The sequence below is a fragment of the Methylobacterium sp. 13MFTsu3.1M2 genome (assembly GCF_900112625.1).
Taxonomy (GTDB): Bacteria; Pseudomonadota; Alphaproteobacteria; order Rhizobiales; family Beijerinckiaceae; genus Methylobacterium.
On record NZ_FOMM01000006.1, the window covers coordinates 153,533 to 174,179 of the forward strand.

Sequence of the window (20,647 nt, forward strand, 5' to 3'; positions counted from 1 at the left end):
TCGGCCATGAGCCTGCCCGTCGCACCGACGCACATGTTCGGCCGCCGCCGGAGGGGCGTGCGAGGCACGCTGGCCTTCTGCCTCGTCGTGTCCGGCGCCCTGACGCCGGTGATCGCCTCGCGAGCCTCCAGCACGGTCCGGAGCCCGGCGGTCCCGGAGGTCGCCGCCCTCACGCCCTTCGCGCCGATCGCGGCGCCGCCGCCGCTCGGACTGCCGGACGGGCACGCGGACGGACCGGCGTCACCGATCATCGCGCCGGTGAACGCCGACCTGATGGTTCTGGGCCGCGGCGCGTTCCGGCCGATCGAGGCGACCGCCCTGTTGTTCCCGCAGGCCGGAGACGGGATGCACGCCCTGATCACCGCCGCGGCCGCCGCCAACGGCCTGCCCGGCGACTTCTTCCTGCGCCTGCTGCGCCAGGAGAGCGGCCTCAATCCCAACGCCGTGAGCCCGGTGGGGGCGCTCGGCATCGCCCAGTTCATGCCGGGAACCGCCGCGGAGCGCGGCGTGCGCAACCCGTTCGATCCGCTGGAGGCAATCCCGAAATCAGCCGAGCTGCTGCGGGAACACAGGGTGCGCTTCGGCAATCTCGGATTGGCCGCGGCGGCCTACAATGCCGGGCCGCAGCGGGTGCGCAGTTGGCTCGAGGGTCGCTCGGGCATGCCCACCGAGACGCGCGACTACGTGGTCCGGATCACCGGCCGCACCGTCGAGGAATGGGCGGCAGAGAGCGGCCGGTCCTTCCTGAGCGCCCCGTCGCTCTTCTCGAACCCTCGCGGTTTCGGCCCGGTCGCCGGCTGGGCCGCCGATCCGACGGCGCGCCCTTCGCCCGTGTTCGAGGCGAGACCGGTCACGCGCAGCATGGCGGCTGCGAGCGACCGGTCAGCTAAGCGGGGGGCTAGGCGCCTGTCGGCTCAGTCGCAGCAACCGCGATCCGAGCAGGCCCTCTGTGCGGTCCTGAACGGCCAGGGACGCACCTGTCTGGTCCAGGCGGTCTACTGAGGCGGCGCCAGCTGCTCGACCTGGACGGCCTGGGCCGGCGTGGCCGGCCGGCGACTCTGCCGAAGCTTGCGCCGCTTCCCGCGCCGGGACACGCCGGTCGCCGGGATCGGGCCCGCCGCGTCGAGCAGGGATTGGTCGATCACGGGCGGCTGCTGGAAGGCCGCGGGCCGCGGGCCGGGTGCGAGGCGCTGGCCTTCGTAGAGCTCGATGCAATCGCGGAGCGCCGTCGGATCGCGGATGAAGGTACAGTCGTTGACGTTCGGGACGGGGGCACCTTGTGCCAGGACGCCCGTGGCGCACCAGAAGGATGCGACGCCGAGCACGACCACCCTCAATCTCGATCCCGGCATGACGAACCTCGCGGGCGTGCAGGCGAGGCGCCGCACCGGCCCGAACCCACATTCATTGACACCTAACAGAACAATGGCTCGATCAACCAGTTCCGAACTGCTGATTTCCGCCATAGAACCGCGCATCAAATCAAATTTCGAGGTTTCTGCCGACGATCTGCGCCGGGCCGATGCCGTCTCATCCTGCTCGGTGCATCGCCGGCATATGTGCAGAGCGCCCTCGATCGCGCCGCCCTGAGCGCGAGTTCGGAATGGGCTGACAGCCGCAGAGTGAACGACTAGTGCGCCCCGCTGATGACGGAGCCCTCGGCCGTTACGCCGCAGCAGATAGAACGGAACCGATGTTGACCCGAGCGGTTAGGCGCGGCGACCGTACGGACCCAAGGAGAAGGATCCGTTCGTCCGGAACAGCTCGGAGTGACGAGGTATGGCGGGGCATTCCTGCCAATTATCTCGGATGATTTTAGACCGTTTTAGATCAACGGCTTGGCCCATCATCCCGGATAGTCTTCCACTACTATCGCCGACGATTCGTCAGCTTCCGTCCAGAGTTCCTGTTACCCTTTGCGTGACAGCCGTTCGGCCACACGCTCAAGCTCTTCGTGCAAATCCTCGGTCCACAGATGACCGCATCGCGCCGTCATCTGATGCTTGGCATGGCGTAGGATCCGGCTGAGGCCGTAGAGATCCCCACCGTCCTGCACGAACCAACTGGCGAAGCTGTGCCGCAGGTCATGGAAGCGGAAGTACTCGATCCCACCCGGCGGCAGGCTCCTCCGAACGCCTTCTTCAGGTCATCCACCCGCGATCCATCCGACTTTCAGAACAGGCAGGTGGAACGGGGGCGGCCACGTCCACGCTGATGCCCTGCGGAGACGTGCACGATGGCACCAGAGCGAAGCGGTGAGAGGTTGCCCGCTCTCGGCTCACCGGATGGTAAACTGTTGTGTCTGATCGGGGTAGATAGAAGGCCGTCCGCCTTTTCTGGCGCTCCTTCCCGGAAGCGGACCGGCGGCTTTCGGCCAGATTTCGCCTCAACCGATAACTGTCACTCGCAAAACCGGGCATTCGGCTTCGCACTCGTCACGGCCATTCGGCGATCAGCGCCGGTATTCCAGAAGCGGACATCGTCTCGCGGTGGATGATGGTCTTCAGATGTACGCGAAGCATCGTTGAAGGTGTCGAGCAGAGGCGTGTGGCTGGGAGGATGCGCGTCGATCCGCTCGGAGAACAGCGTCAGGCCAGCGCAGCGGCCACGGCTCGGTGCTCGGTTCCGATCCAGCTGACGGCGGCCGGGATCTGCGGGAAGTCGGTTCGATGGCAGGAGAGGTCACGCTTTTGGCTCCGAGAGCCTTGGCGCCTTCGGGTCGCAGACGTCGACCTGTCCGAGCGCCGGATGGCTGCTGCCGACGGTCGCTCACGCCCTCCCTTGAGGCCTCCCCCGCTTTGGGGATACTGGATACATAATCTCGTTCGGGAGAGGGGTCAGATGGCACGACTGAACGTCAACGGCGTCGTGCGTGAGGTCGATGCCGAGCCTGACACCCCGCTCCTCTGGGTCATCCGCGAGCAGATCGGGTTGACCGGCACCAAGTACGGTTGCGGCATCGCCCAATGCGGTGCCTGCACCGTGCATATCGACGGGGCGGCCGTCCGCTCCTGCTCCGTGCCGCTCTCGGCGATCGAGGCGGGGCAGAAGATCGTCACGATCGAGGGGCTAGCGCCGGATGCCCGCCATCCGGTCCAGCAAGCCTGGGCCGAGCTCGACGTGCCGCAATGCGGCTTCTGCCAGCCCGGGATGATCATGGCTTCGGCGGCGCTGCTGGCGCAGAACGCGCGTCCGAGCGAGGAGCAGATCCGCCAGGAGATCACCAACATCTGCCGCTGCGGCACCTACAACCGTGTGCTCGCCGGCATCAAGATCGCCGCCGAGCGCGGCCAGTCCGGCTGACGGGGGACGAGCAGATGAGCCTCGAATCCAAGGCCTCCCCGAAGGCTGCCCGCCCCAGCCGCCGCACGCTGCTCGCCGGCGCCGGTCTCTTCACCCTCGGCTTCCACATCCCGTTCCCCGCACGGGCTGCAACCCTCGACGCGGCGCCCACCGCGCCGGAGGTCAATGCCTGGGTCGTGGTGAAGCCGGACGAGACCGTGGTCATTCGCATCGCCCGTTCAGAGATGGGCCAGGGCACGCTCACCGGCCTCGCGCAACTCGTCGCCGAGGAGCTCGACTGCGACTGGGCCAGGGTCACCACCGAGTATCCGAGCCCGGGCCAGAACCTCGCCCGCAAGCGCGTCTGGGGTGATTACTCGACCGGCGGCAGCCGCGGCGTGCGCGATTCTCACGAATACGTGCGAAGAGGCGGCGCCGCCGCCCGCACGATGCTCGTTGCCGCCGCCGCGAAGGGCTGGGGCGTACCCGCCGCCGAGTGCCGCGTCGAGCGGGGCGTGATCACCCACGGCCCCTCCGGCCGCAGCATCACTTACGGCGCCGTCGCCGCGGAGGCGGCCAGGATCGAGCCGCCGAAGGACGTGGTGCTCAAGGATCCGAAGGACTGGACCATCGCCGGCAAGCCGCTGAAGCGGCTCGACACCCTGCCCAAGCTCGACGGCAGCCAGGTCTACGGGATCGATCTCAAGCTGCCCGGCCTGCTCAACGCCGCGATCCGCGACTGTCCGGTGACCGGCGGCAGCGTGAGGAGCTTCGACGCCGCGGCTGTGTCGGGCATGCCCGGTGTCCGGAGAGTGCTCCAGGTCGGCGACAGCGCGGTCGCGGTGGTGGCCGACACGTTCTGGCGCGCCAAGACAGCCCTCGACGCCCTTCCGGTCGTCTGGGACGAGGGACCGAACGCGCAGGTTTCCAGCGAGACCATCGCGGCGACCCTGCGCGAGGGACTCGACGCCGAGCAGGCCTTCGTCGGCAACAAGGCCGGCGATGTGGCCGGCGCCCTCAAGGGCGCCGCCAAGGTGGTGGAGGCCGTCTACGGCGTACCGTTCCAGAATCACGCCACGATGGAGCCGATGAATGCCACCGCGCTCTGGACGCCGGAGCGCTGCGAGGTCTGGACGCCGACGCAGAACGGCGAGGCGGCTCTGGCCGCGACCGCCGACGCCGCCGGGCTGCCGGCCACGTCGTGCGAGGTCTACAAGATCCATCTCGGCGGCGGCTTCGGCCGGCGCGGCGCCACGCACGACTGGGTGCGTCAGGCGGTGCTCATCGCTAGGGAGATGCCGGGCACGCCGGTCAAGCTGATCTGGACCCGCGAGGAGGACATGACGCATGGCCGGTACCACCCGGTCACGCAGTGCCGGATGCGCGCCGCCCTCGACGGGGACGGCAACCTGACCGGCCTGCACATGCGCATCTCCGGCCAGTCGATCCTGGCCTCGGTCGCCCCCCAGCGCATGGTCGAGGGCCGCGACCCAGTCACCTTCCAGGGTCTCAACCCCGGAGGTCCGGAGGCCGCGATCGGCTACACGATCCCCAACATCCTGGTCGATCACGCGATGCGCAACCCGCACATCCTGCCGGGCTTCTGGCGGGGCGTGAACCTGAACCCGAACGCCATCTATCTCGAATGCTTCATGGACGAGCTGGCCCACGCCGCCGGTCAGGATCCGCTCGCCTTCCGGCTGAAGCTGATGGACAACCACCCGAAGCACCGGGCCGTGCTGCAGGCGGTGGCCGAGCGGATCGGATGGGCCAGCAAGCCGCCCGAGGGGGTCTACCGCGGCATCTGCCAGACGATGGGGTTCGGGAGCTACGTCGCGGGCGCGGCCGAGGTCTCGGTCTCCGACCGGGGCGAGCTGAAGATCCACCGTATCGTGGCGGCGACCGACCCCGGCCACGCGGTCAACCCGCAGCAGATCGACGCGCAGGTGGCGGGCTCCTTCGTCTACGGTCTCTCGGCCGCGCTGTACGGCGCCTGCACGGTGAAGGACGGGCGCATCGAGCAGACGAACTTCGACAGCTATCCCGTGATGCGGATGGACGCGATGCCGGCGGTCGAGGCCATCCTGATGCCGTCCGGCGGTTTCTGGGGCGGCGTCGGCGAGCCGACGATCGCGGTCGCCGCGCCGGCCGTGCTCAACGCGATCTTCGCTGCGACCGGCAAGCGCGTCCGCCAGCTTCCGCTGAAGGACACGGATCTCCGCCGGGCATGAGGGCGATGACGCCGGCGCTCGCGCTGCTCGCCGCCCTCGCCGGGGGAACGGGCGCGTGCGCCGCCGAGATGCGGCCGCCGCCCGGCGCCTCGTCCTGCACCGGATGCCACGCCGAGGGCTCCGCGATGGGCGTGCTCGCGGGGCGGCCGGAAGCCGAGATCGTCGGCGCCCTCGAGGCCTTCCGGACCGGCGCGCGCCCGGCGACGCTCATGAACCGCATCGCCAAGGGCTTCGGCGCGCAGGAGAGCCAGGCCATCGCCGCCTGGTTCGCGGCGCAGGGATCGCGGTGATGCGCGCTCCTTCTCCGACCCGCCGCGCCCTGATCGGCGGAGCCGCGGCCGCCGCGCTGGCGCGCCCGGCCCTCGGTGGCACAGCGCCGCGCGTCGTGGTCGTGGGCGCCGGGTTCGGGGGTGCCACGGCGGCGCGCTGCCTCGCCGCGGGCGGCGTCGACGTGACCCTGGTCGAGGCGGCCGAGCGCTATGTCGCCTGCACGGGCAGCAACGCGGTCGTCGTTGGCCTGCGCGGGATCGAGGCCCAGACCTTCGGCTACGAGGCCCTCGGCCGGGCTCGGCTCCGCTTCGTGCGCGGAACGGCGGATGCGGTCGACCCTGTGGCGCGCCGGGTGACGCTCGGCGACGGCACAGTCCTGCCCTACGACCGCATGGTGCTCTCGCCGGGCATCGCGCTGCGCTTCGACGCCGTGCCGGGCTACGACGCGAAGGCCGCCGAGGCGATGCCCCATGCCTGGAAGGCCGGGGCGCAGACGGTGCTCCTCGCCCGCCAGCTCGAGGCCATGCCGGAGGGCGGCACGGTGGTCCTCTCGGCACCCGCCAACCCGTATCGCTGCCCGCCCGGCCCCTACGAGCGCGCGAGCCTGATCGCGCATTTCCTGAAGACCCGGAAGCCGAAGGCGAAGCTCGTCCTGCTCGACGCCAAGGACACGTTCTCGAAGCAGAAACTGTTCGAGGCGGCCTGGGCGAAGCTGTACCCGGACGTGCTCGAATACGTGCCGCTCGCCTCGGGCGGTGCGGTCACGGAGGTCGACGCCGCCGCGATGGTCGTTCGCACGGACTTCGCCGAGTACAAGGCCGATGTGGCGTGCATCATCCCGCCCCAGCGCGCCGGCCCCATCGCGGCGCAGGCCGGCTGCGCCGACCGCAGCGGCTGGTGCCCGATCGATCCGGTGACCTTCGAATCGCGCCTCGTGCCGGGCATCCATGTCATCGGCGACGCGGCGATCGCAGGGGCGATGCCGAAATCCGCCTTCTCGGCGAACGCGCAGGCCAAAGTCTGCGCGCAGGCGGTGATCGACCTGATGGCCGGACGGGAGCCCGAGAGCCCGAGGCTCATCAACACCTGCTGGAGCCTCGTCGCACCGGGCAACGGCATCTCGATCGCGGGCGTCTTCCGCCCGACCGACGGCCTCCTGGCGGACGTTCCGGGAGCCGGCGGTATCAGCCCCCTCGACGCGCCCGACGCGGTGCGCGCGCAGGAGGCGGCCTACGGCGAGAGCTGGTACCGGACGATCACCCGGGACGTGTTCGGATGAGGGAAGGCCGCGTGGCCGCCATGCTCGTGCTGGCAGTCGCCGCCCCGCCGGCGCAGGCCGGGGAGGGCCTGGTCCCCACCGCGATCGTCGGCGACGCCATCCCCGAGAGCCTGACCGGCGCGCCGGGCGATGCCGCGCGCGGCCGGGCCATCGTCGTGGACCGGACCCGCGGGCTCTGCCTTCTCTGCCATACCGGGCCCTTCCCGGAGGAGCGGTTCCAGGGCAACCTCGCCCCGGATCTCGCGGGCGTCGGCGGGCGGCTGGGCTCGGGGCAGCTGCGCCTGCGGCTGGTGGACGGACGGGTCTTGAACCCTGAGACGATCATGCCACCGTACTATAGCCTGACAGGGCTCACCCGCGTGGGGCGGCCGTGGCAGGGGCGGCCGATCCTGAGCGCGGCCGAGATCGAGGATGTCGTCGCCTTCCTGGCGACGCTGCGCGAGGCGGGTCCCGAGGAAGGTCGATGAGCAGGCACAGGAGACGGAGCGCGCGTTCGATGGACCGGCGCGGCGTGCTCGCCGGGGCTGTCGGCACCGCGCTCGCCGTCGCGCTGCGCCCCGCCGCCGCGGCGACGCTCCCGCGCACGGAAACGACGGAATCCGCCATCCGACGCTTCGCGGGTGACAACCCGATCCGACCGGGCCGGGTGACCCTCGACCTGCCGCCGCTCGTGGAGAACGGCAACACGGTGCCGCTCACCGTCGCCGTCGAGAGCGCGATGACGCCCGAGGATCACGTGCGCCGGATCGGGGTGTTCAACGAGAGGAACCCGCAGCCGAACGTCGTGACGGTCCACCTGCGGCCGGGCGCCGGCCGCGCGCAGGTCTCGACACGCATCCGGCTCGCCGACACGCAGCGCATCACCGCCATCGCCGAGATGAGCGACGGGACCTACTGGTCGGCGAGCGCCGATGCCATCGTGACCCTCGCCGCCTGCCTGGAGGGCTGACCCCGATGGCCCGCACGCTGATCAACCTGCCGAAGACCGCCGAGCCCGGCGACACGATCACGATCAGGACCCTGATCTCGCACCCGATGGAGACGGGCTTCCGCCCCGGTGCCGATGGCCGGATCCTGCCGCGCAACATCGTGACGGACTTCGTCTGCCGCTTCGAGGACGAGGAGATCTTCCGGGCCGAGCTGTTTCCCGCTTCGGCGGCCAACCCCTACCTGACCTTCACCTGGGTCGCGACGCGCAGCGGCCGCTTCAGCTTCACGTGGCGCGGCGATGGCGGCTTCGATCAGACCGAATCCGCGGCGATCACCGTGGCCTGAGTCTCCGCCGTGCCGCGCCGCTCGGGCTCCCCGCTGCAGACGGCGCTCGTGGCGCTGCTCCTCTCCAGCCCTCTCGCGCGGTCGGAGCCGGTCCCGCCGGCCGAGCGACGCTCGGGCTTCGACCAGATGAGCCCCGAGATCCAGGCGATGCAGCGGGACGACGGGGCCAATCCCGGCATGCTCGCGGTCGCGGACGGGGAGGACCTCTGGGCGAAGGCGCCCATCTCCGGGGGACTCGCCTGCGCCGGCTGCCACGGCGAGGCCTCGTCCACGATGCGGGGCGTCGCGGCACGCTATCCCGCTTGGGACGCGCGGACGGGCAGGCCCATCGACCTCCAGTCTCGCGTCAACGCGTGCCGCCGCGAGCATCAGGGCTCCGAGGCCCTCGCCTACGAGAGCCCCGACCTGCTGGCGCTCACGGCCTTCGTCGCCGCGCAGTCCCGCGGGCTGCCGATCGCTCCGCCGGACGATCCCCGGCTCGAGCCCGCGCGGGCGGCGGGTCGCGCGCTGTTCGAGACGCGCCAGGGCCAGCTCGGCCTGTCCTGCGCCATCTGCCACGACGACCATCGGGGTCACCGCCTCGGCGCAGCGATGATCCCGCAGGGACACCCGACCGGCTACCCGCTCTACCGCCTCGAATGGCAAGGTCTCGGATCGCTGCAACGGCGCCTGCGCAACTGCCTCACCGGCATGCGCGCCGAGCCCTTCGGGTACGGCGCGCCGGACTATGTTGCGCTCGAACTCTACCTCGCGACGCGCGCCGCGCCGCTGCCGCTGGAGACGCCGGCCGTGCGCCCCTGATCGAGCGCGGACTGGCCACCGCTCGACGCCGCGCGCACCTCGTCGACCGCCGCGGTGACCCGCCGGACGGCCGAAGCGCGAACGCCTCAGCCACAGGTCGATCCACGACTGTGGCTCCAGCGGTCGAGCCAGCGCCGCGCTTCCGCGGATTCGGCCCCGCGCCTACATACCCGGTATGCCGATCCTCCTGGCGCTCGGCGCCGCCCTGCTGTTCGGTCTCGTGTTCGGCCCCCAGTGGTGGGTGCGCCGGGTGATGCGGCAACACGCCACCGAGCGGCCGGACCTGCCCGGGACCGGCGGCGAGCTTGCCCGCCATCTGCTCGACCTGGCACGGCTCGAGCATGTTCCCGTCGAGATCGCGCAGGCCGACCACTACGATCCGGTCGCGAACGTCGTGCGCCTGTCACCGGAGAACCATGAGGGCCGCTCCATCACGGCGGTCGCGGTGGCGGCACATGAGGTCTCCCACGCGCTCCAGCACGCGGCGGGGGACCGGCTGCTCGCGGCGCGGGTGACCTTCGCGCCGGTCGTGCAGGGCTTCGAGCTTGCCGCAGGCTTGGTGATGATGACCGCGCCCATCATGCTCGCCGTCGTCAAATCCCCCGCCCTGCTCACCCTGCAAGTCGGGTTCGGCATCGCGCTCCTCAGCGTTCGCCTCGTGTTTCACCTCTTGACGCTGCCCGTCGAGCTCGATGCGAGCTACCGGCGGGCTCTGCCCATCCTGGAAACGGGCCGCTTCCTCGACGCTGACGACATGCGTGGCGCCCGCACCGTACTGCGCGCCGCAGCCCTCACCTACGTGGCCTCGTCCCTCGTGTCGCTCGTGAACATCGCCCGCTTCCGGCGATTCCTCCGGTTCTGAGACCTACCAAACGCGCGTCCGTTCCTGCTCTGCTCGGCCGCGAGCGGGTTGCCTTCGATCAGCCAGCCTCTGTCACCACCGAACGACCGCTCGAACGTCTCGGAGGGGTGGCTTTGAGACGGTCTGGTCGCGGCCGAAGCTGCCGTGAAGCCGAACAAGCGTCGGAACCGCGCGTGGAACAGAGCTGCCGCGTCACGGCGCGCCCCGCGGAACGGAGACACTCGGCCCCGATCCGCGGCGTTCTCGAGCGCCTCACCTCACGCGGCGGCCGCGGCGAGCGTGCTCCGAAGCAGTTCATCGAGTTCGCCAGCGACGCGGTCGACCTGCGGATTCGCGAACTGGCCGAAGGTGCTGACCGGGCGGTCGTACTCGAAGGCGACGCCACCCTCGGCATCCTCACGCAGAAGCACCCGGATCGGCGCGTACAAGGCGGCAGAAACGGCGTGCCGGGTCATCGACGCGGCCGTCAGCGGGTTGCCGATGTCGTACTGGACGACCTTGCGGCTCAACCCGGCGGTGCGCAGCACATCGCCATGGTCTCGGGAGCCGAAGATCGAGAGCGGCGCCTGCCGTTCGAGGAGGTCGCGCGCCTCGTCCACTCGTCCAGCCTTCAGGAGCTTGGCGTAATCGAGGTCGATGACGGGCACCGAAGCCTCCAAGGCGGATCGGACCGCCTCGAAAGACTTGGCCGAGGAAAGGGTGACGTGCTCGACCGCGATTTCGGTCGACGCGAAGTGGTCGGACATGATCTGATCTCCTGACTTCATGCAGCGGGCGGCTCGCCGGGCGGGCCTCGACTGCCCGTCCTCGGCCTGTCCGCGTGCTCGCTCAGTTCATGGCCTCAAGCGACCCGAGCTTGACCGTGTTCGTGTTGGCCTCGACCGCAACAGGCGCGTCGGGCAGCCACCGGACGACGCCCGCGGTCGCGAAGCCCCCCTGCTTGAGGACCTGCGCGGCATGCGTCGCGACGTCTCGGCTCCGATAGGCCACGGTGATGGTGGCGGGCGCCTTGAAGGGCTCGACGGAGGCGATGGCCGGCCGAGCCTCCTGCCAGCGCGTGAGGGCCGGTACGAGGAGACCACCCTGCGCACGGACGTCGGCGGCGCTCAGCGCGAGACCCGGCGTATGGTGGGCCGCGCCGATGACGGCGGGGACGGAGAAGGCCCCGTGCGCGGCGGTGTCGAGGGTCACCTCCGACGCGGCGGCCGGCAGGAGAGACGCCACGGTCATCGTCAGGGCGGCGGTGAGGGTGATGGTACGGTGGGTCATCTCTCGATCCTCTCGGTGTGACGGGGTGGCCCGTCTTTCGATGAGGAGGAGATGCGGCCGGGGAGCGCATTCATCAAACAGATGCGGTTGATACCCGGTATCTACGCCGTAAATGATGGTTCGGTTTTCGACGGCCGCGACGGCGCGGCCGATGCGGCTCGGAAGCCTGATGGTCTCGCTCGGTCGGATGCCGCATTGTCCGGTCGCCGAGACCATGGTCGAGAGCCACCGGCGGACCTGACCATGACGATCAAGCACCGTGACCTCGCGGGCATCGACCTGAACTTGGTCGTGGCGCTGGACGCACTCCTGACCGAGAGCAGCGTCACGCGCGCTGCCGCGAAGGTCGGCATCACGCAATCCGCCATGAGCAGCAGCCTTGCCCGCCTGCGCAGGCTCCTCGGCGACGAGCTCCTGACGCGCACGCCGGACGGCATGCGCCCGACACCGCGGTCGCTCGCCCTCGTCGAGCCGGTCCGCGCCGCCCTGCGCCAATTCCAGGGCATCGTCCTCCGGGAGGACGACTTTGCCCCCTCGCAGGTCGAGCGGTCCTTCACGCTCGCCATCCCCGGCAGCGTCGAGGTACGTCTCATCCCGCGCCTGCTCGCGTTCCTCGCCTGCGAGGCGCCCGGCATCCGCCTGCACCTGGTCGGCCTCGATTACGGGAGCGTGCTGGGGGACCTCGACGCCGACAGGATCGACCTGGCCGTCGGCATGATCTCCGAGGGCCAGGTCCACCACAAGGTGCGGCCGCTCTATCGCTTCGGCTTCCTGAGCCTGTTCAATCCCCGGCTGCTCGGCGTGAGCGGTCCGCTCTCGCTCGACGACTTCGTCCGCTTCCCGCACATCCTGACGTACCTGACCGGCGTCGGCCCGGGGGTGGTGGACGAGGCGCTCGCGAAGGTGGGCCGGACGCGGAGGCTGGCGGCGACGACGCCGCGCTTCGCCACCGTGCCGTTTCACGTGCAGGCCGCGCCCGTGATCGCCACGATGGCCGACGAGCTGGCCACGACCTTCGCGACCCAACTCGGCCTGGCGACGAGCCCTGTGCCGGTGCCGACCGAGGAGATCGTCATCTCCATGCTGTGGCACGCCTCCTATGACCGCGATCCCGCCCATCGCTGGCTGCGGGAGGTCATGGTTCGCCTGGGACGGGAGGCCGGTAGCGCCCGCGAAGACGCGGTGTAGCTCGTAGCCTCACGCCTCTCGGTCACTGAGCCACCTTTCCGTTTGGGTGCCCCTGGAGGCAGCAAAGGCATCGACGACCCGGACAGGGTTGTCCTCGGCGATCCGATCTTCGAGATAAGGCGGGAACAGCGTCGTCTGATCGCGCTCGGCGCCGACAACGAACCGTTCCATGCCGCCCCCCGGGCGTGCCGGACAGAGCTACCACCATCGAGGTTTCGACACAGCCAGGGTCGCTACCGGAACGGCGGCATGGAGTGGTCTAGAGACGATCTGCTTCTACCACAGATTGGGCCATCCTGCTGGTTCGGCGTCGGGAGCCGATCAACGCGTTGCTTCTCCAGCGCAGTAGAAGGCTCGGGGATTCTCCGAAGATGGTCCGGTCTGTGCTTGCCCCTGCTGGCCACCCGATCGTGCCGGTCCCTGTCGTCGCTGGACGCGGACAGACGACGGGATCGCCCCAGTGGAAGGGCGGCGCCCCCTCTTGTTCCACCCCGGTCCCCCCATGCCCGAATGCCTCGTCTTCCGCGTGCCCGCGCAGCATCCCGCCGACGTCTCCGAGGTGATGGGCCTCGTCGGCTCCGGGGCGGTGGACGCGACCGAGATCGTCGCGATCTTCGGCAAGACCGAGGGCAACGGCTGCGTGAATGACTTCACCCGGCAGCTCGCGGTGATGGCCCTGGAGACGGCGCTCGCCACCGCCCTCGGCTGTACGGCGGCGGAGGTCGGAGCGCGGGTCGCCCTCGTCATGTCCGGCGGCACCGAAGGCGGGCTGTCGCCGCACTTCCTCGTCCTCGCCCGGCGTGAAGGCCCCGCGGTGCCGGAGGGCAAGGCGCTCGCCATCGGCACGGCCTTCACCCAGGAGTTCCGCGCGGAGGAGATCGGCCGGATGGCGCAGGTCGAGGCGACTGCGGCGGCGGTCGGCCGGGCCATGGCAGAGGCGGGGCTCACCGATCCCGCGGACGTGCATTTCGTGCAGGTGAAGTGCCCGCTCCTGACGAGCGCTCGGATCGCCGAGGCGGCCGCCCGGGGCCACGGCGTCGCCACACACGACACCTACGCCTCAATGGGCTTATCCCGCGGCGCCTCGGCGCTCGGCATCGCGCTCGCCCTCGGAGAGGTCGACCGCGAACATCTCGCGGATTCCGCCATCGGCACCCGACGCGATCTCTTCTCCGGCCGCGCCAGTTGCTCGGCGGGGATCGAGCTGATGCGCAACGAGATCATCGTGCTCGGCAACGCCCAGGGCTGGACCGGCCCGCTCTCCATCGCCCACCGGGTCATGGACGACGGCATCGACCTGTCCGCGATTCGGCGGGTGCTCACCGACCTCGGCTTCCTGGAGGCGGGGCAGTTGCCGCCTCCTGAGGCGGAGCGCGTGATCGCCCTGCTCGCCAAAGCGGAGCCCTCCCATGACGGCCTGATCCGGGGACGGCGCCACATCATGAACGACGACAGCGATATCAACGCCACCCGGCACGCCCGCGCCCTGGTCGGCGGCGTGGCCGCCGCGGCGATCGGCCGGACGGACCTCTTCGTCTCCGGCGGCGCTGAGCATCAGGGGCCGGATGGCGGCGGCCCGGTAGCGGTCATCGCCCGCGTGAGGGACTGAAGCCGGGGGCGGGGAAGCAGAAGTGCGTCCGCATTGCCGAGAGTCAGGGACAAAGCCGTTCGACCGGTGCCCTGCACCGGCCCTCTGCAACCGCCCGTTGGTGAAAATCAGGCTGCGAGAGTGGGCGCAAGGCCGCAACAGCGAAATCGGCCTGCGCATCCAAGGGCGATGAAGAACAGGCCAAGCCACGGGGACACGGCAGGAGCCATTTCGCCGCGAATTTTTCCCAAGAGAAGCTAGGCAGGCCGCCAGATGCAGCCAAGCGCTTGATTTTGTTGGCGCGCCCTACGGGAATCGAACCCGTGTTTTCGCCGTGAAAGGGCCGCCACGAGACAAAGCGGACAGAGGCGCACACTCCATTCCCCTCTGTGCACTCGCTTTTTTTGTCTCCCGTTATCATAGTTGGTCTCACCGTCTGTGTGAGACGATCTGTGAGACCGATCGATGGCAAAGCCTAGCAGCTTCGATAGTGTCGCTAAGCGGGTCCGGCTTCCGTCGGCCAAGAACCCACGCTGGCAGGGTGTTTCGGGAGGCCGAGGCGGCGTCAGCCTAGGCTACCGCAAGCCAGCGCGAGGACCGGGTACCTGGATCGTCAAGCTGGTGATTGATGGGAACCGCGTCGAGCAACGCCTCGCCCAAGCTGACGATCCTGGCTCGGATCCGGATGCGCTCTCGTACCCCGCTGCCGTGACGGCAGCCATCGACTGGGCGCGCGCTCAGGTACGTCGTCTCGACGGCGAAGGGGAGGGGGACGATGCCGAGGTCCCGAGTGTGCGCACGGCGGTCGAGGCCTATGTCTCCGCTCGCTCAGAGCGTGCCCGCACAGCGGGGAAGGACGCCGAGAAGCGCCTCGGAAAGCACGTCCTCTCCGATCAAGCCTTCGCCGAGACTCAGTTGGCAAAGCTCAGCGCGAGCACCATCCGGACTTGGCGACAGCGCCTGTCGAGCGAGTTGCAAGCCACGACCGTCAACCGGCTGCTGAATGATCTTCGCGCCGCGCTTAACGCAGCTGCGGAACACCACCGCCGTGTGCTGCCGGCGACGCTCGCTGCCGAGATCCGTGCCGGCACGAAAGCGAACTCAGCGGGGTCGAGCGCGCGCAAGCAGGTCCTGCCCGATACTGAAATCCGCCGCCTCGTCGATGCGGCCTTCGCTGTTGACGAAACCGGTGATTTCGGGCGGCTCGTTCTGGTCATGGCAGCCACGGGGGCTCGCCACTCTCAGGTCGCCAGGATCACTGTGGGCGACGTGCAGGTCGCGCGTGGTCGGATCATGGTGCCACCCTCGAACAAGGGTCGCGCCGGTAAGCGCCCGACGCCGATTGCCGTGCCGGTCGGAGCCGACGTGATCGAGCGGCTCCAGGTCGCCCTTACCGGCCGACGCGGACACGAGCCGCTCCTGCTCCATTGGAGGCATCGACAAGTCGGACCGGTGACTTGGGAACGGGTCGATCGGGAAGCTTGGGCCACAGCCTCAGCGGCGCTGCGCCTATGGGATAAAGCTCGAACCCGCGCAGAGGCGCCTCCTGGGACAGTCATGCTGTGCCTGCGACACAGCTCGATCGTACGAGCACTGAGCGCCGGCGTACCAGTGAGACTCGTCGCGGCGTTGCACGACACAAGCGTGCAGATGATCGAGGACCACTACTCCGCCTACATCGTCGAGGCGACGGAGGAGATCGCCCGTCGAGCCGTCACTCCCTTGGCGCCGAGCGCAGTCGCTACGCTGAAGCCTGTCGACGGAGCTGCAGCATGAGTAGGCCGCGGAAGAGCGTGAAGACCAAGCGCACCGCGAACGGAAAGATCCTCGGTCGACGCGTAGGTCGCTCACACGTCCCGCCGCAGCCACCGATCGAGGCAGAGCCGATCCGATGGAAGCTCTATTTCAAACGTCTTCGGGAGCCAAAGCTCGTAATCGATCCCGTCAGCGGTGAGGAGGTTCGGCCCTGCGGGCCGCCGAGCCCCGTCTACGAGTGGCGCGAGGTAAAGAGGGGCCGGCCACCCGTGAAGGACGGCGTTGCCCTGCTGCGCATCATCCAGGCCATCCAAAGCGAGAATAAGCCCGGGACGGCGCGCCTCGCCGCAGAGCAAACACCCCACCGCGAGGAGCTTTCGGTCAAGCGCGAGCGAACGCGAACGCGCAGGGAGATGCGACGGCGTGCGGAGGAAAATCCATGACTGGAGTCTTTGGCTTTTTTGGCTGACCGAACAGTGACTTAGGCCGCTCGATTTTTTGTCGGCGCCTCGTGTCTCTGTCTGCCGCGTATGATCATGTCGTCCGACAGATCAGACATGGCACGCATCATGATTAGCAAGGCGAAGAGATCCGCGGAGCGTTCCGACGCCATCCCGTGGCAGAAGCGGCCGCACCTGCGCATGGACGTCGCCGCCGACGTCACGGGTCTATCCCGCACGACGATCTACCGACTGGCGTCAGAAGGCCGACTGCAACTGAAACGGCTGGCTGGCCGGGTTGTCGTCGAGACCGCCGGGGTTCTGACCCTCGTTGCAAATGCTGAGCCGTGGAGACCGGGAAACCGCGGCGCGGCGGCCCGTGCCAAGCGTTCTGAAGCAGCCAGAGCAGCGCTTCGTTGAGGCACCGAGTGATCCGCACAAGTCTGCCATTATAGACCGCCGGTGGATCCAGCGTGCGCCCACTGCTGTGACCCGACGAAGGTTACCGGTCCACCGCCACGTATCCCCCATGCCGAGGCGCGAGCGTCGGCCAATATAAGCTCTTCGGGATTTCAACATGGACGCGACCACCCCTGAGGGCGGCAGTGGCGATCGGCCAACGATTACCACTGGGGCATTCGTGCCCACTGTCGATGCTTCGGCCCTAGCGCCAAACTTGTCCCTACCGCGATGGGACACAGAAGTAGCAGTCGACTTTATCATTGCTCTGATCGGCTCAGGACTCATCGCGGTCGCGGCGATCGATCCGGAGACCGGCGGCTGCCATGGGGCCACCTTTGCGTTGCCATCACAGCGTGACGCGCTGAGCCAATGGCTCGAGGCACGCCAAGGTAGGTACAACCTATACTACACGCTGAACGAACCGGTCCCACCGGAGCAGCAGCAGGGTAAGAACGGCCGGGTGTGCAAGGCCGACATTGTGCGCATCCGCGGCGTGGCGATCGACTGCGATCCAGTTTTCAATCCGAACGCCGATGACGGCGGCCTGACCGAAGAGCGCTTGAGGCTGTTCGCCCAGGCGGTCGAATGGCGCAAGCGTGACGCTGTCAGTGCCGCCATCGATAGCGGCGGGGGGTACCAGGGCGTGTGGTTGCTGCGGGAACCGCTGCCGGCGACCCCGGAGGTTGTTCTGGCCGTCGAGGCGCAGGCGCGCGGCCTGGCGCACCTCAACGACGGCGACAACACCCACGATGTCTCACACCTGTTCCGCCTTCCCGGGACGATAAATCTGCCGAATGCGAAGAAGCTGGCGCGCAAGCGCGTGCCGGCCTTGGTGCAGGGCAAGGTGTTCGACGATCCGCGACGCCTGCACACACTCAAAGATCTCGCGATCCTGGCGCCGCCGATCCTCACGCGGGAAGCCGCCGAGGCGCGGCGCGACTTCGATCTCTCGGCGGCTTGGGAAGCTCTTGGTGATCCGGAAAAGCTGGATCCCGGGCTGATCGCGCGCCTGACAGCCGCGCGTGCGGTGCGGCCGTACTTCGATAGGTGCTTAGCAGAGGAGAACACGGTACAAAGCGACCGCTCGAAGCGCGACTTCGCAGTGGCCGCAGCCGTCATCCGCGCCGGTTTCTTGGTGCCTCCCGAGATCGCTGCGATCGTAGCAGCATACTCACCCGAGAAATTCCAAGCGGAGGCCGAAGCCCGCGGCGATGGGCGGGCGGAGTACTATCTGCGCCGGACGGTCGCTAACGCCCTGGCGCAGGTCAAGCCGGACACCCAGTCGCTCGGGCGTACCAAGCCGGACGCACAGCCGAGCGACTTCTTCGAGATGATCGAGGACAGCGCGACTGAGCCGACGGAAGCGATCGAGGACCCGGTAGACCTGTTCGGCGACGACGATCCGGCCGATCTGTCGACACCACCCTCCGGTAGCCTGCCGGACGTGATCGAGATGTACGCGCGCACGGAGGCAGACCGTATTGGCGTACCGATGATGTTCGCTGCAGCTGCTGCCGTGACGGTGGCGGGCGGCGCACTCGGCAACGCCTTACAGATCCAGCCGCGGCGCCATGATCCAACCTACACCGAGCCTGCAGCGCTTTGGACCGTGCTGGTAGGGCCACCAGGATGTGCAAAATCCCCTACGATCAGCAGCGCATTGACGCCTCTCAGAGCGGTCGACAAACAGCTCATGGAGGTGAGTGAGCACGAGCATCGGGCTTACGAGGCCAGGAAGGCCGCAAGCAAGAAGGATAAGACGACGCCGATCGGTCCGCCTCCGCTCTGGCGCCGCACCATGATCGACGATGTGACACCCGAACAGCAGATCCGCCTACATCAGCAAAACCCGCGAGGCCTGATGCGCGCGGTGGACGAGTACGTCTCGTTTCTGAATTTCGGCGCGTATAAGCGCAACGGCGACGGGGACCGCGGCCGTGCGCTGCAGTTCTTCGATGGCGGAAGCATCATCCTCGACCGCGTCTCGGAAGCCAAACCGATACGCGCCGACTCCGCCTTAATGGGTCTGTTGTCATCGTCACAGCCCGATCGGATCGGACCTCTGTTCCGGAACCTCGGCGTCGACGGATTGGGGCAGCGCACACTCTTCGTGCTCTGGGACGGCGTAGAGCGCCGTTTCGTCGATCGCGCTCCCGACCTCGGCGCCCTAGCCGAGTACGCGAGCGCAATTCAGGCCCTAGCGGCGATCGACAAAATGTCCGGCGGCACCGTTCGGCTGTCGGACGCGGCGCACGTGGTCATGGATCGAGTAGATGCCCTCATTCGGCGGCAAGCCCATCTCCCGGGCGCATCCGCCGCCTGGGAAGGCCATATCTCGAAGTGGGGCAAACTCCTACCTCGGATCACCCTCATCTTCCACGCGCTGGAGACTTGGAGCCTCGCCGGTCGCGTGCCCGTCGACGCGGAAGTCACGGCCAACACGATGCGCAAAGCGGGCCGGTTCGCCCTATTTCTGCTCAAGCACGCTTGGCACTTCTACCGGGTCAATTCCGAGCCGCAGGAGCGCACGACGGCAGCGCGCTGGATCGCAGGCTGGATCCTCGCGCATCCGGAGAAGGAGCGCTTCACCCCACGCGACATCGAACGGGCTTACCGGGAGCTGCGCAAGGACCGGCCGGCGATCGTCGCGGCGATGCGTGATTTGGAGGAAGCGGCCTGGATTGAGGTATCGCGGCCAGCGTCTCCGGGGTCAAACGGTCCCGGCGAATGGAGGGTCAATCCGGACGTTCATCGGCGGTTCGCCGAGCGGGCCGTCCGTGAGAAAGCGGAACGCACCGCAAAGCGAGCGAAGATCGAGGCCGCCGTCCAAGCGCAACGGAGCCTGCCGGACGATGTCTAGTCCACACTTGGGATCATTCTCTGGCGCAATGAGGGGCGAGGTGTCGACATTGTCGCTTGCGTGCGCGAGCTACCAATTCCCCAGAGACATATATAAATACAAACATCCTACCCACTTCGTCTACCAACCGTCTCGGTCATTCTCGTGGCGCGCGAGCGACAATGTCGACACGGTCGCTACCGACATCAGGGGGTGTGGAAGCTCCAGCTCGTTACCGCATGGAGTCCTATCATGAAACGGCGTCCGGCTTCCGGGCGCACACCCGGCAAACCGCACCTATGGCGCCAGTCGGCCGAGTTCCGCGCCATCGCGGACGCGGCGATCCGACGGTTCAACGCCGAGCGTCACTTGCACCCGATCTGCGGTGCGAAAGCGAAGTCGACCGGCGAGCCGTGTCGGCAGACACCGGCCAAAGGCCGCAACCGCTGCCGCTTCCATGGTGGCGCCACCCCGCGGGGCGACGGACCTGCCGGCTGGCATACGCCTGGCTTTCCGAACGGTATCCCAACCGGCAAGCCGCGCAGTGATGCGCTCAAGGCGCGCAAACGCTGGAAGCGGCGTGCCGAGATCGCGGCCATGACGGCGGAGGAGCTGGCACGGTTGGAGGCATGGCGACACACCCATAAGCCAGGCAGCAGGAGCGATCGGGTTTACAGGCATCACGCTCGCGAGGCTCGGCGATGGCTCGAAACCATCATGAGCGAGGCGCCCTCTGCGCCGTCACCGGATCGAGCCGAGCTAGATATGCTCAGAGCAAGACTTCGTATCCGCTTAAAGCAGCTCGAAGCCGAGATAGGACCACTTACTGGCGGGATATTCGATTGAAATGTCAATGGCCCGACGAGCTTGACCGACTATCACAGACAAGTATCGGGCGAATTATCTGGATCGCGGCCGGACAATGATAATAAGATTTTTCGTATTCAGCTACTAAGCTTATGAAGTTCCCCACGGCGCAACATCAGAGCGCTCTCATTTGGGCGGCACTGCTGCGTTCCTAATAATCATCTGCATCCAATCGCCCAAAATAAATTTACCGAGACATATTGTTGCTCTAGCTTCGTCCCTAAATCTTGTACTCTTTC

Annotated in this window: 23 protein-coding genes and 1 tRNA gene; 18 read left to right on the forward strand and 6 right to left on the reverse strand. The window is 68.2% G+C overall.

Features of this window, described 5'->3' with window-relative positions:
* Positions 1-6 precede the first annotated feature (6 nt).
* Positions 7-1,002 carry a lytic transglycosylase domain-containing protein gene (locus tag BM314_RS06560; protein ID WP_091977515.1) on the forward strand — a complete coding sequence of 332 codons (996 nt, stop codon included), beginning with the start codon at positions 7-9 and terminating at the stop codon, positions 1,000-1,002.
* Here the strand turns inward: BM314_RS06560 and BM314_RS06565 are convergent.
* Positions 996-1,352, reverse strand: a complete 357-nt coding sequence (locus tag BM314_RS06565) for a hypothetical protein (RefSeq protein ID WP_056531353.1) — start codon at positions 1,350-1,352, stop codon at positions 996-998. The two genes, BM314_RS06560 and BM314_RS06565, sit on opposite strands and share 7 nt — an antisense overlap.
* Between BM314_RS06565 and BM314_RS30100 the strand changes: the two genes are divergently transcribed.
* On the forward strand, positions 1,351-1,590 hold the full coding sequence (locus tag BM314_RS30100) for a hypothetical protein (RefSeq protein ID WP_139237808.1): 240 nt from the start codon (positions 1,351-1,353) through the stop codon (positions 1,588-1,590). The two genes, BM314_RS06565 and BM314_RS30100, sit on opposite strands and share 2 nt — an antisense overlap.
* Before the next feature lie 319 nt (positions 1,591-1,909).
* Here the strand turns inward: BM314_RS30100 and BM314_RS30925 are convergent, their stop codons facing one another.
* Positions 1,910-2,056, reverse strand: coding sequence for a hypothetical protein (locus tag BM314_RS30925; protein ID WP_244539863.1), 147 nt, complete (start codon positions 2,054-2,056; stop codon positions 1,910-1,912).
* Positions 2,057-2,841: 785 nt separating this feature from the next.
* On the opposite strand from BM314_RS30925, the gene BM314_RS06575 reads away from it, so the two are divergent.
* From BM314_RS06575 to BM314_RS06615, 9 genes are all read left to right on the forward strand, one after another.
* On the forward strand, positions 2,842-3,303 hold the full coding sequence (locus BM314_RS06575) for a (2Fe-2S)-binding protein (protein ID WP_042675721.1): 462 nt from the start codon (positions 2,842-2,844) through the stop codon (positions 3,301-3,303).
* Positions 3,304-3,317: 14 nt separating this feature from the next.
* Complete coding sequence (locus BM314_RS06580) at positions 3,318-5,513, forward strand: xanthine dehydrogenase family protein molybdopterin-binding subunit (RefSeq protein WP_091977517.1); 2,196 nt, start codon at positions 3,318-3,320, stop codon at positions 5,511-5,513.
* Positions 5,510-5,803 carry a c-type cytochrome gene (locus tag BM314_RS06585; RefSeq protein ID WP_056531349.1) on the forward strand — a complete coding sequence of 98 codons (294 nt, stop codon included), beginning with the start codon at positions 5,510-5,512 and terminating at the stop codon, positions 5,801-5,803. Before BM314_RS06580 ends, BM314_RS06585 begins: the two co-directional genes overlap by 4 nt.
* Positions 5,803-7,062, forward strand: coding sequence for an NAD(P)/FAD-dependent oxidoreductase (locus BM314_RS06590; RefSeq protein WP_170868052.1), 1,260 nt, complete (start codon positions 5,803-5,805; stop codon positions 7,060-7,062). Before BM314_RS06585 ends, BM314_RS06590 begins: the two co-directional genes overlap by 1 nt.
* A 20-nt stretch (positions 7,063-7,082) precedes the next feature.
* Positions 7,083-7,529 (forward strand): sulfur oxidation c-type cytochrome SoxX, encoded by a 447-nt coding sequence (gene soxX, locus BM314_RS06595; RefSeq protein WP_234083010.1) that lies wholly within the window; start codon positions 7,083-7,085, stop codon positions 7,527-7,529.
* Positions 7,530-7,558: 29 nt separating this feature from the next.
* Positions 7,559-8,011: a SoxY-related AACIE arm protein gene (locus BM314_RS06600; RefSeq protein ID WP_056531344.1), complete on the forward strand. Its 453-nt coding sequence runs from the start codon at positions 7,559-7,561 to the stop codon at positions 8,009-8,011.
* A 5-nt stretch (positions 8,012-8,016) separates the two neighbouring features.
* Complete coding sequence (locus tag BM314_RS06605) at positions 8,017-8,337, forward strand: thiosulfate oxidation carrier complex protein SoxZ (RefSeq protein WP_020095601.1); 321 nt, start codon at positions 8,017-8,019, stop codon at positions 8,335-8,337.
* Positions 8,338-8,391: 54 nt separating this feature from the next.
* Positions 8,392-9,138, forward strand: a complete 747-nt coding sequence (gene soxA / locus BM314_RS06610) for a sulfur oxidation c-type cytochrome SoxA (protein WP_244526989.1) — start codon at positions 8,392-8,394, stop codon at positions 9,136-9,138.
* Between the two features lie 175 nt (positions 9,139-9,313).
* The gene (locus BM314_RS06615; protein ID WP_091977519.1) at positions 9,314-10,000 is read left to right on the forward strand and encodes a zinc metallopeptidase; all 687 of its coding nucleotides are present in this window, start codon (positions 9,314-9,316) and stop codon (positions 9,998-10,000) included.
* 257 nt (positions 10,001-10,257) lie between these two features.
* On the opposite strand, the gene BM314_RS06620 is transcribed toward BM314_RS06615, so the two are convergent.
* On the reverse strand, positions 10,258-10,746 hold the full coding sequence (locus BM314_RS06620; protein ID WP_091977520.1) for a DUF302 domain-containing protein: 489 nt from the start codon (positions 10,744-10,746) through the stop codon (positions 10,258-10,260).
* 82 nt (positions 10,747-10,828) lie between these two features.
* Positions 10,829-11,269, reverse strand: coding sequence for a hypothetical protein (locus BM314_RS06625; protein ID WP_091977522.1), 441 nt, complete (start codon positions 11,267-11,269; stop codon positions 10,829-10,831).
* Between the two features lie 243 nt (positions 11,270-11,512).
* On the opposite strand from BM314_RS06625, the gene BM314_RS06630 reads away from it, so the two are divergent.
* The gene (locus BM314_RS06630; RefSeq protein ID WP_091977523.1) at positions 11,513-12,457 is read left to right on the forward strand and encodes a LysR family transcriptional regulator; all 945 of its coding nucleotides are present in this window, start codon (positions 11,513-11,515) and stop codon (positions 12,455-12,457) included.
* Between the two features lie 9 nt (positions 12,458-12,466).
* Here BM314_RS06630 and BM314_RS30510 read toward each other — a convergent pair whose 3' ends face one another.
* Positions 12,467-12,628, reverse strand: a complete 162-nt coding sequence (locus tag BM314_RS30510; RefSeq protein WP_170868054.1) for a hypothetical protein — start codon at positions 12,626-12,628, stop codon at positions 12,467-12,469.
* Positions 12,629-12,959: 331 nt separating this feature from the next.
* Between BM314_RS30510 and BM314_RS06635 the strand changes: the two genes are divergently transcribed.
* The gene (locus BM314_RS06635; RefSeq protein WP_091977628.1) at positions 12,960-14,066 is read left to right on the forward strand and encodes a cyanuric acid amidohydrolase; all 1,107 of its coding nucleotides are present in this window, start codon (positions 12,960-12,962) and stop codon (positions 14,064-14,066) included.
* Positions 14,067-14,342: 276 nt separating this feature from the next.
* Here BM314_RS06635 and BM314_RS30515 read toward each other — a convergent pair.
* Positions 14,343-14,444: transfer RNA gene (locus BM314_RS30515), tRNA-Ser, on the reverse strand.
* 222 nt (positions 14,445-14,666) lie between these two features.
* On the opposite strand from BM314_RS30515, the gene BM314_RS06640 reads away from it, so the two are divergent.
* The 5 genes from BM314_RS06640 to BM314_RS29935 all read left to right on the forward strand — a co-directional run bounded on the left by BM314_RS06640 (position 14,667) and on the right by BM314_RS29935 (position 20,387).
* Positions 14,667-15,821, forward strand: coding sequence for a tyrosine-type recombinase/integrase (locus tag BM314_RS06640; RefSeq protein ID WP_244539864.1), 1,155 nt, complete (start codon positions 14,667-14,669; stop codon positions 15,819-15,821).
* Between the two features lie 17 nt (positions 15,822-15,838).
* Entirely contained in the window at positions 15,839-16,243 is a 405-nt protein-coding gene (locus BM314_RS30105) for a hypothetical protein (RefSeq protein WP_139237809.1), read from the forward strand.
* A gap of 114 nt (positions 16,244-16,357) precedes the next feature.
* Positions 16,358-16,660, forward strand: a complete 303-nt coding sequence (locus BM314_RS30110) for a hypothetical protein (protein ID WP_139237810.1) — start codon at positions 16,358-16,360, stop codon at positions 16,658-16,660.
* Between the two features lie 157 nt (positions 16,661-16,817).
* On the forward strand, positions 16,818-19,562 hold the full coding sequence (locus BM314_RS06650) for a DUF3987 domain-containing protein (RefSeq protein ID WP_091977528.1): 2,745 nt from the start codon (positions 16,818-16,820) through the stop codon (positions 19,560-19,562).
* A gap of 231 nt (positions 19,563-19,793) precedes the next feature.
* A complete protein-coding gene (locus tag BM314_RS29935; protein WP_107353633.1) occupies positions 19,794-20,387 on the forward strand; it encodes an HGGxSTG domain-containing protein in 594 nt (197 codons plus the stop codon).
* Positions 20,388-20,647 lie beyond the last annotated feature (260 nt).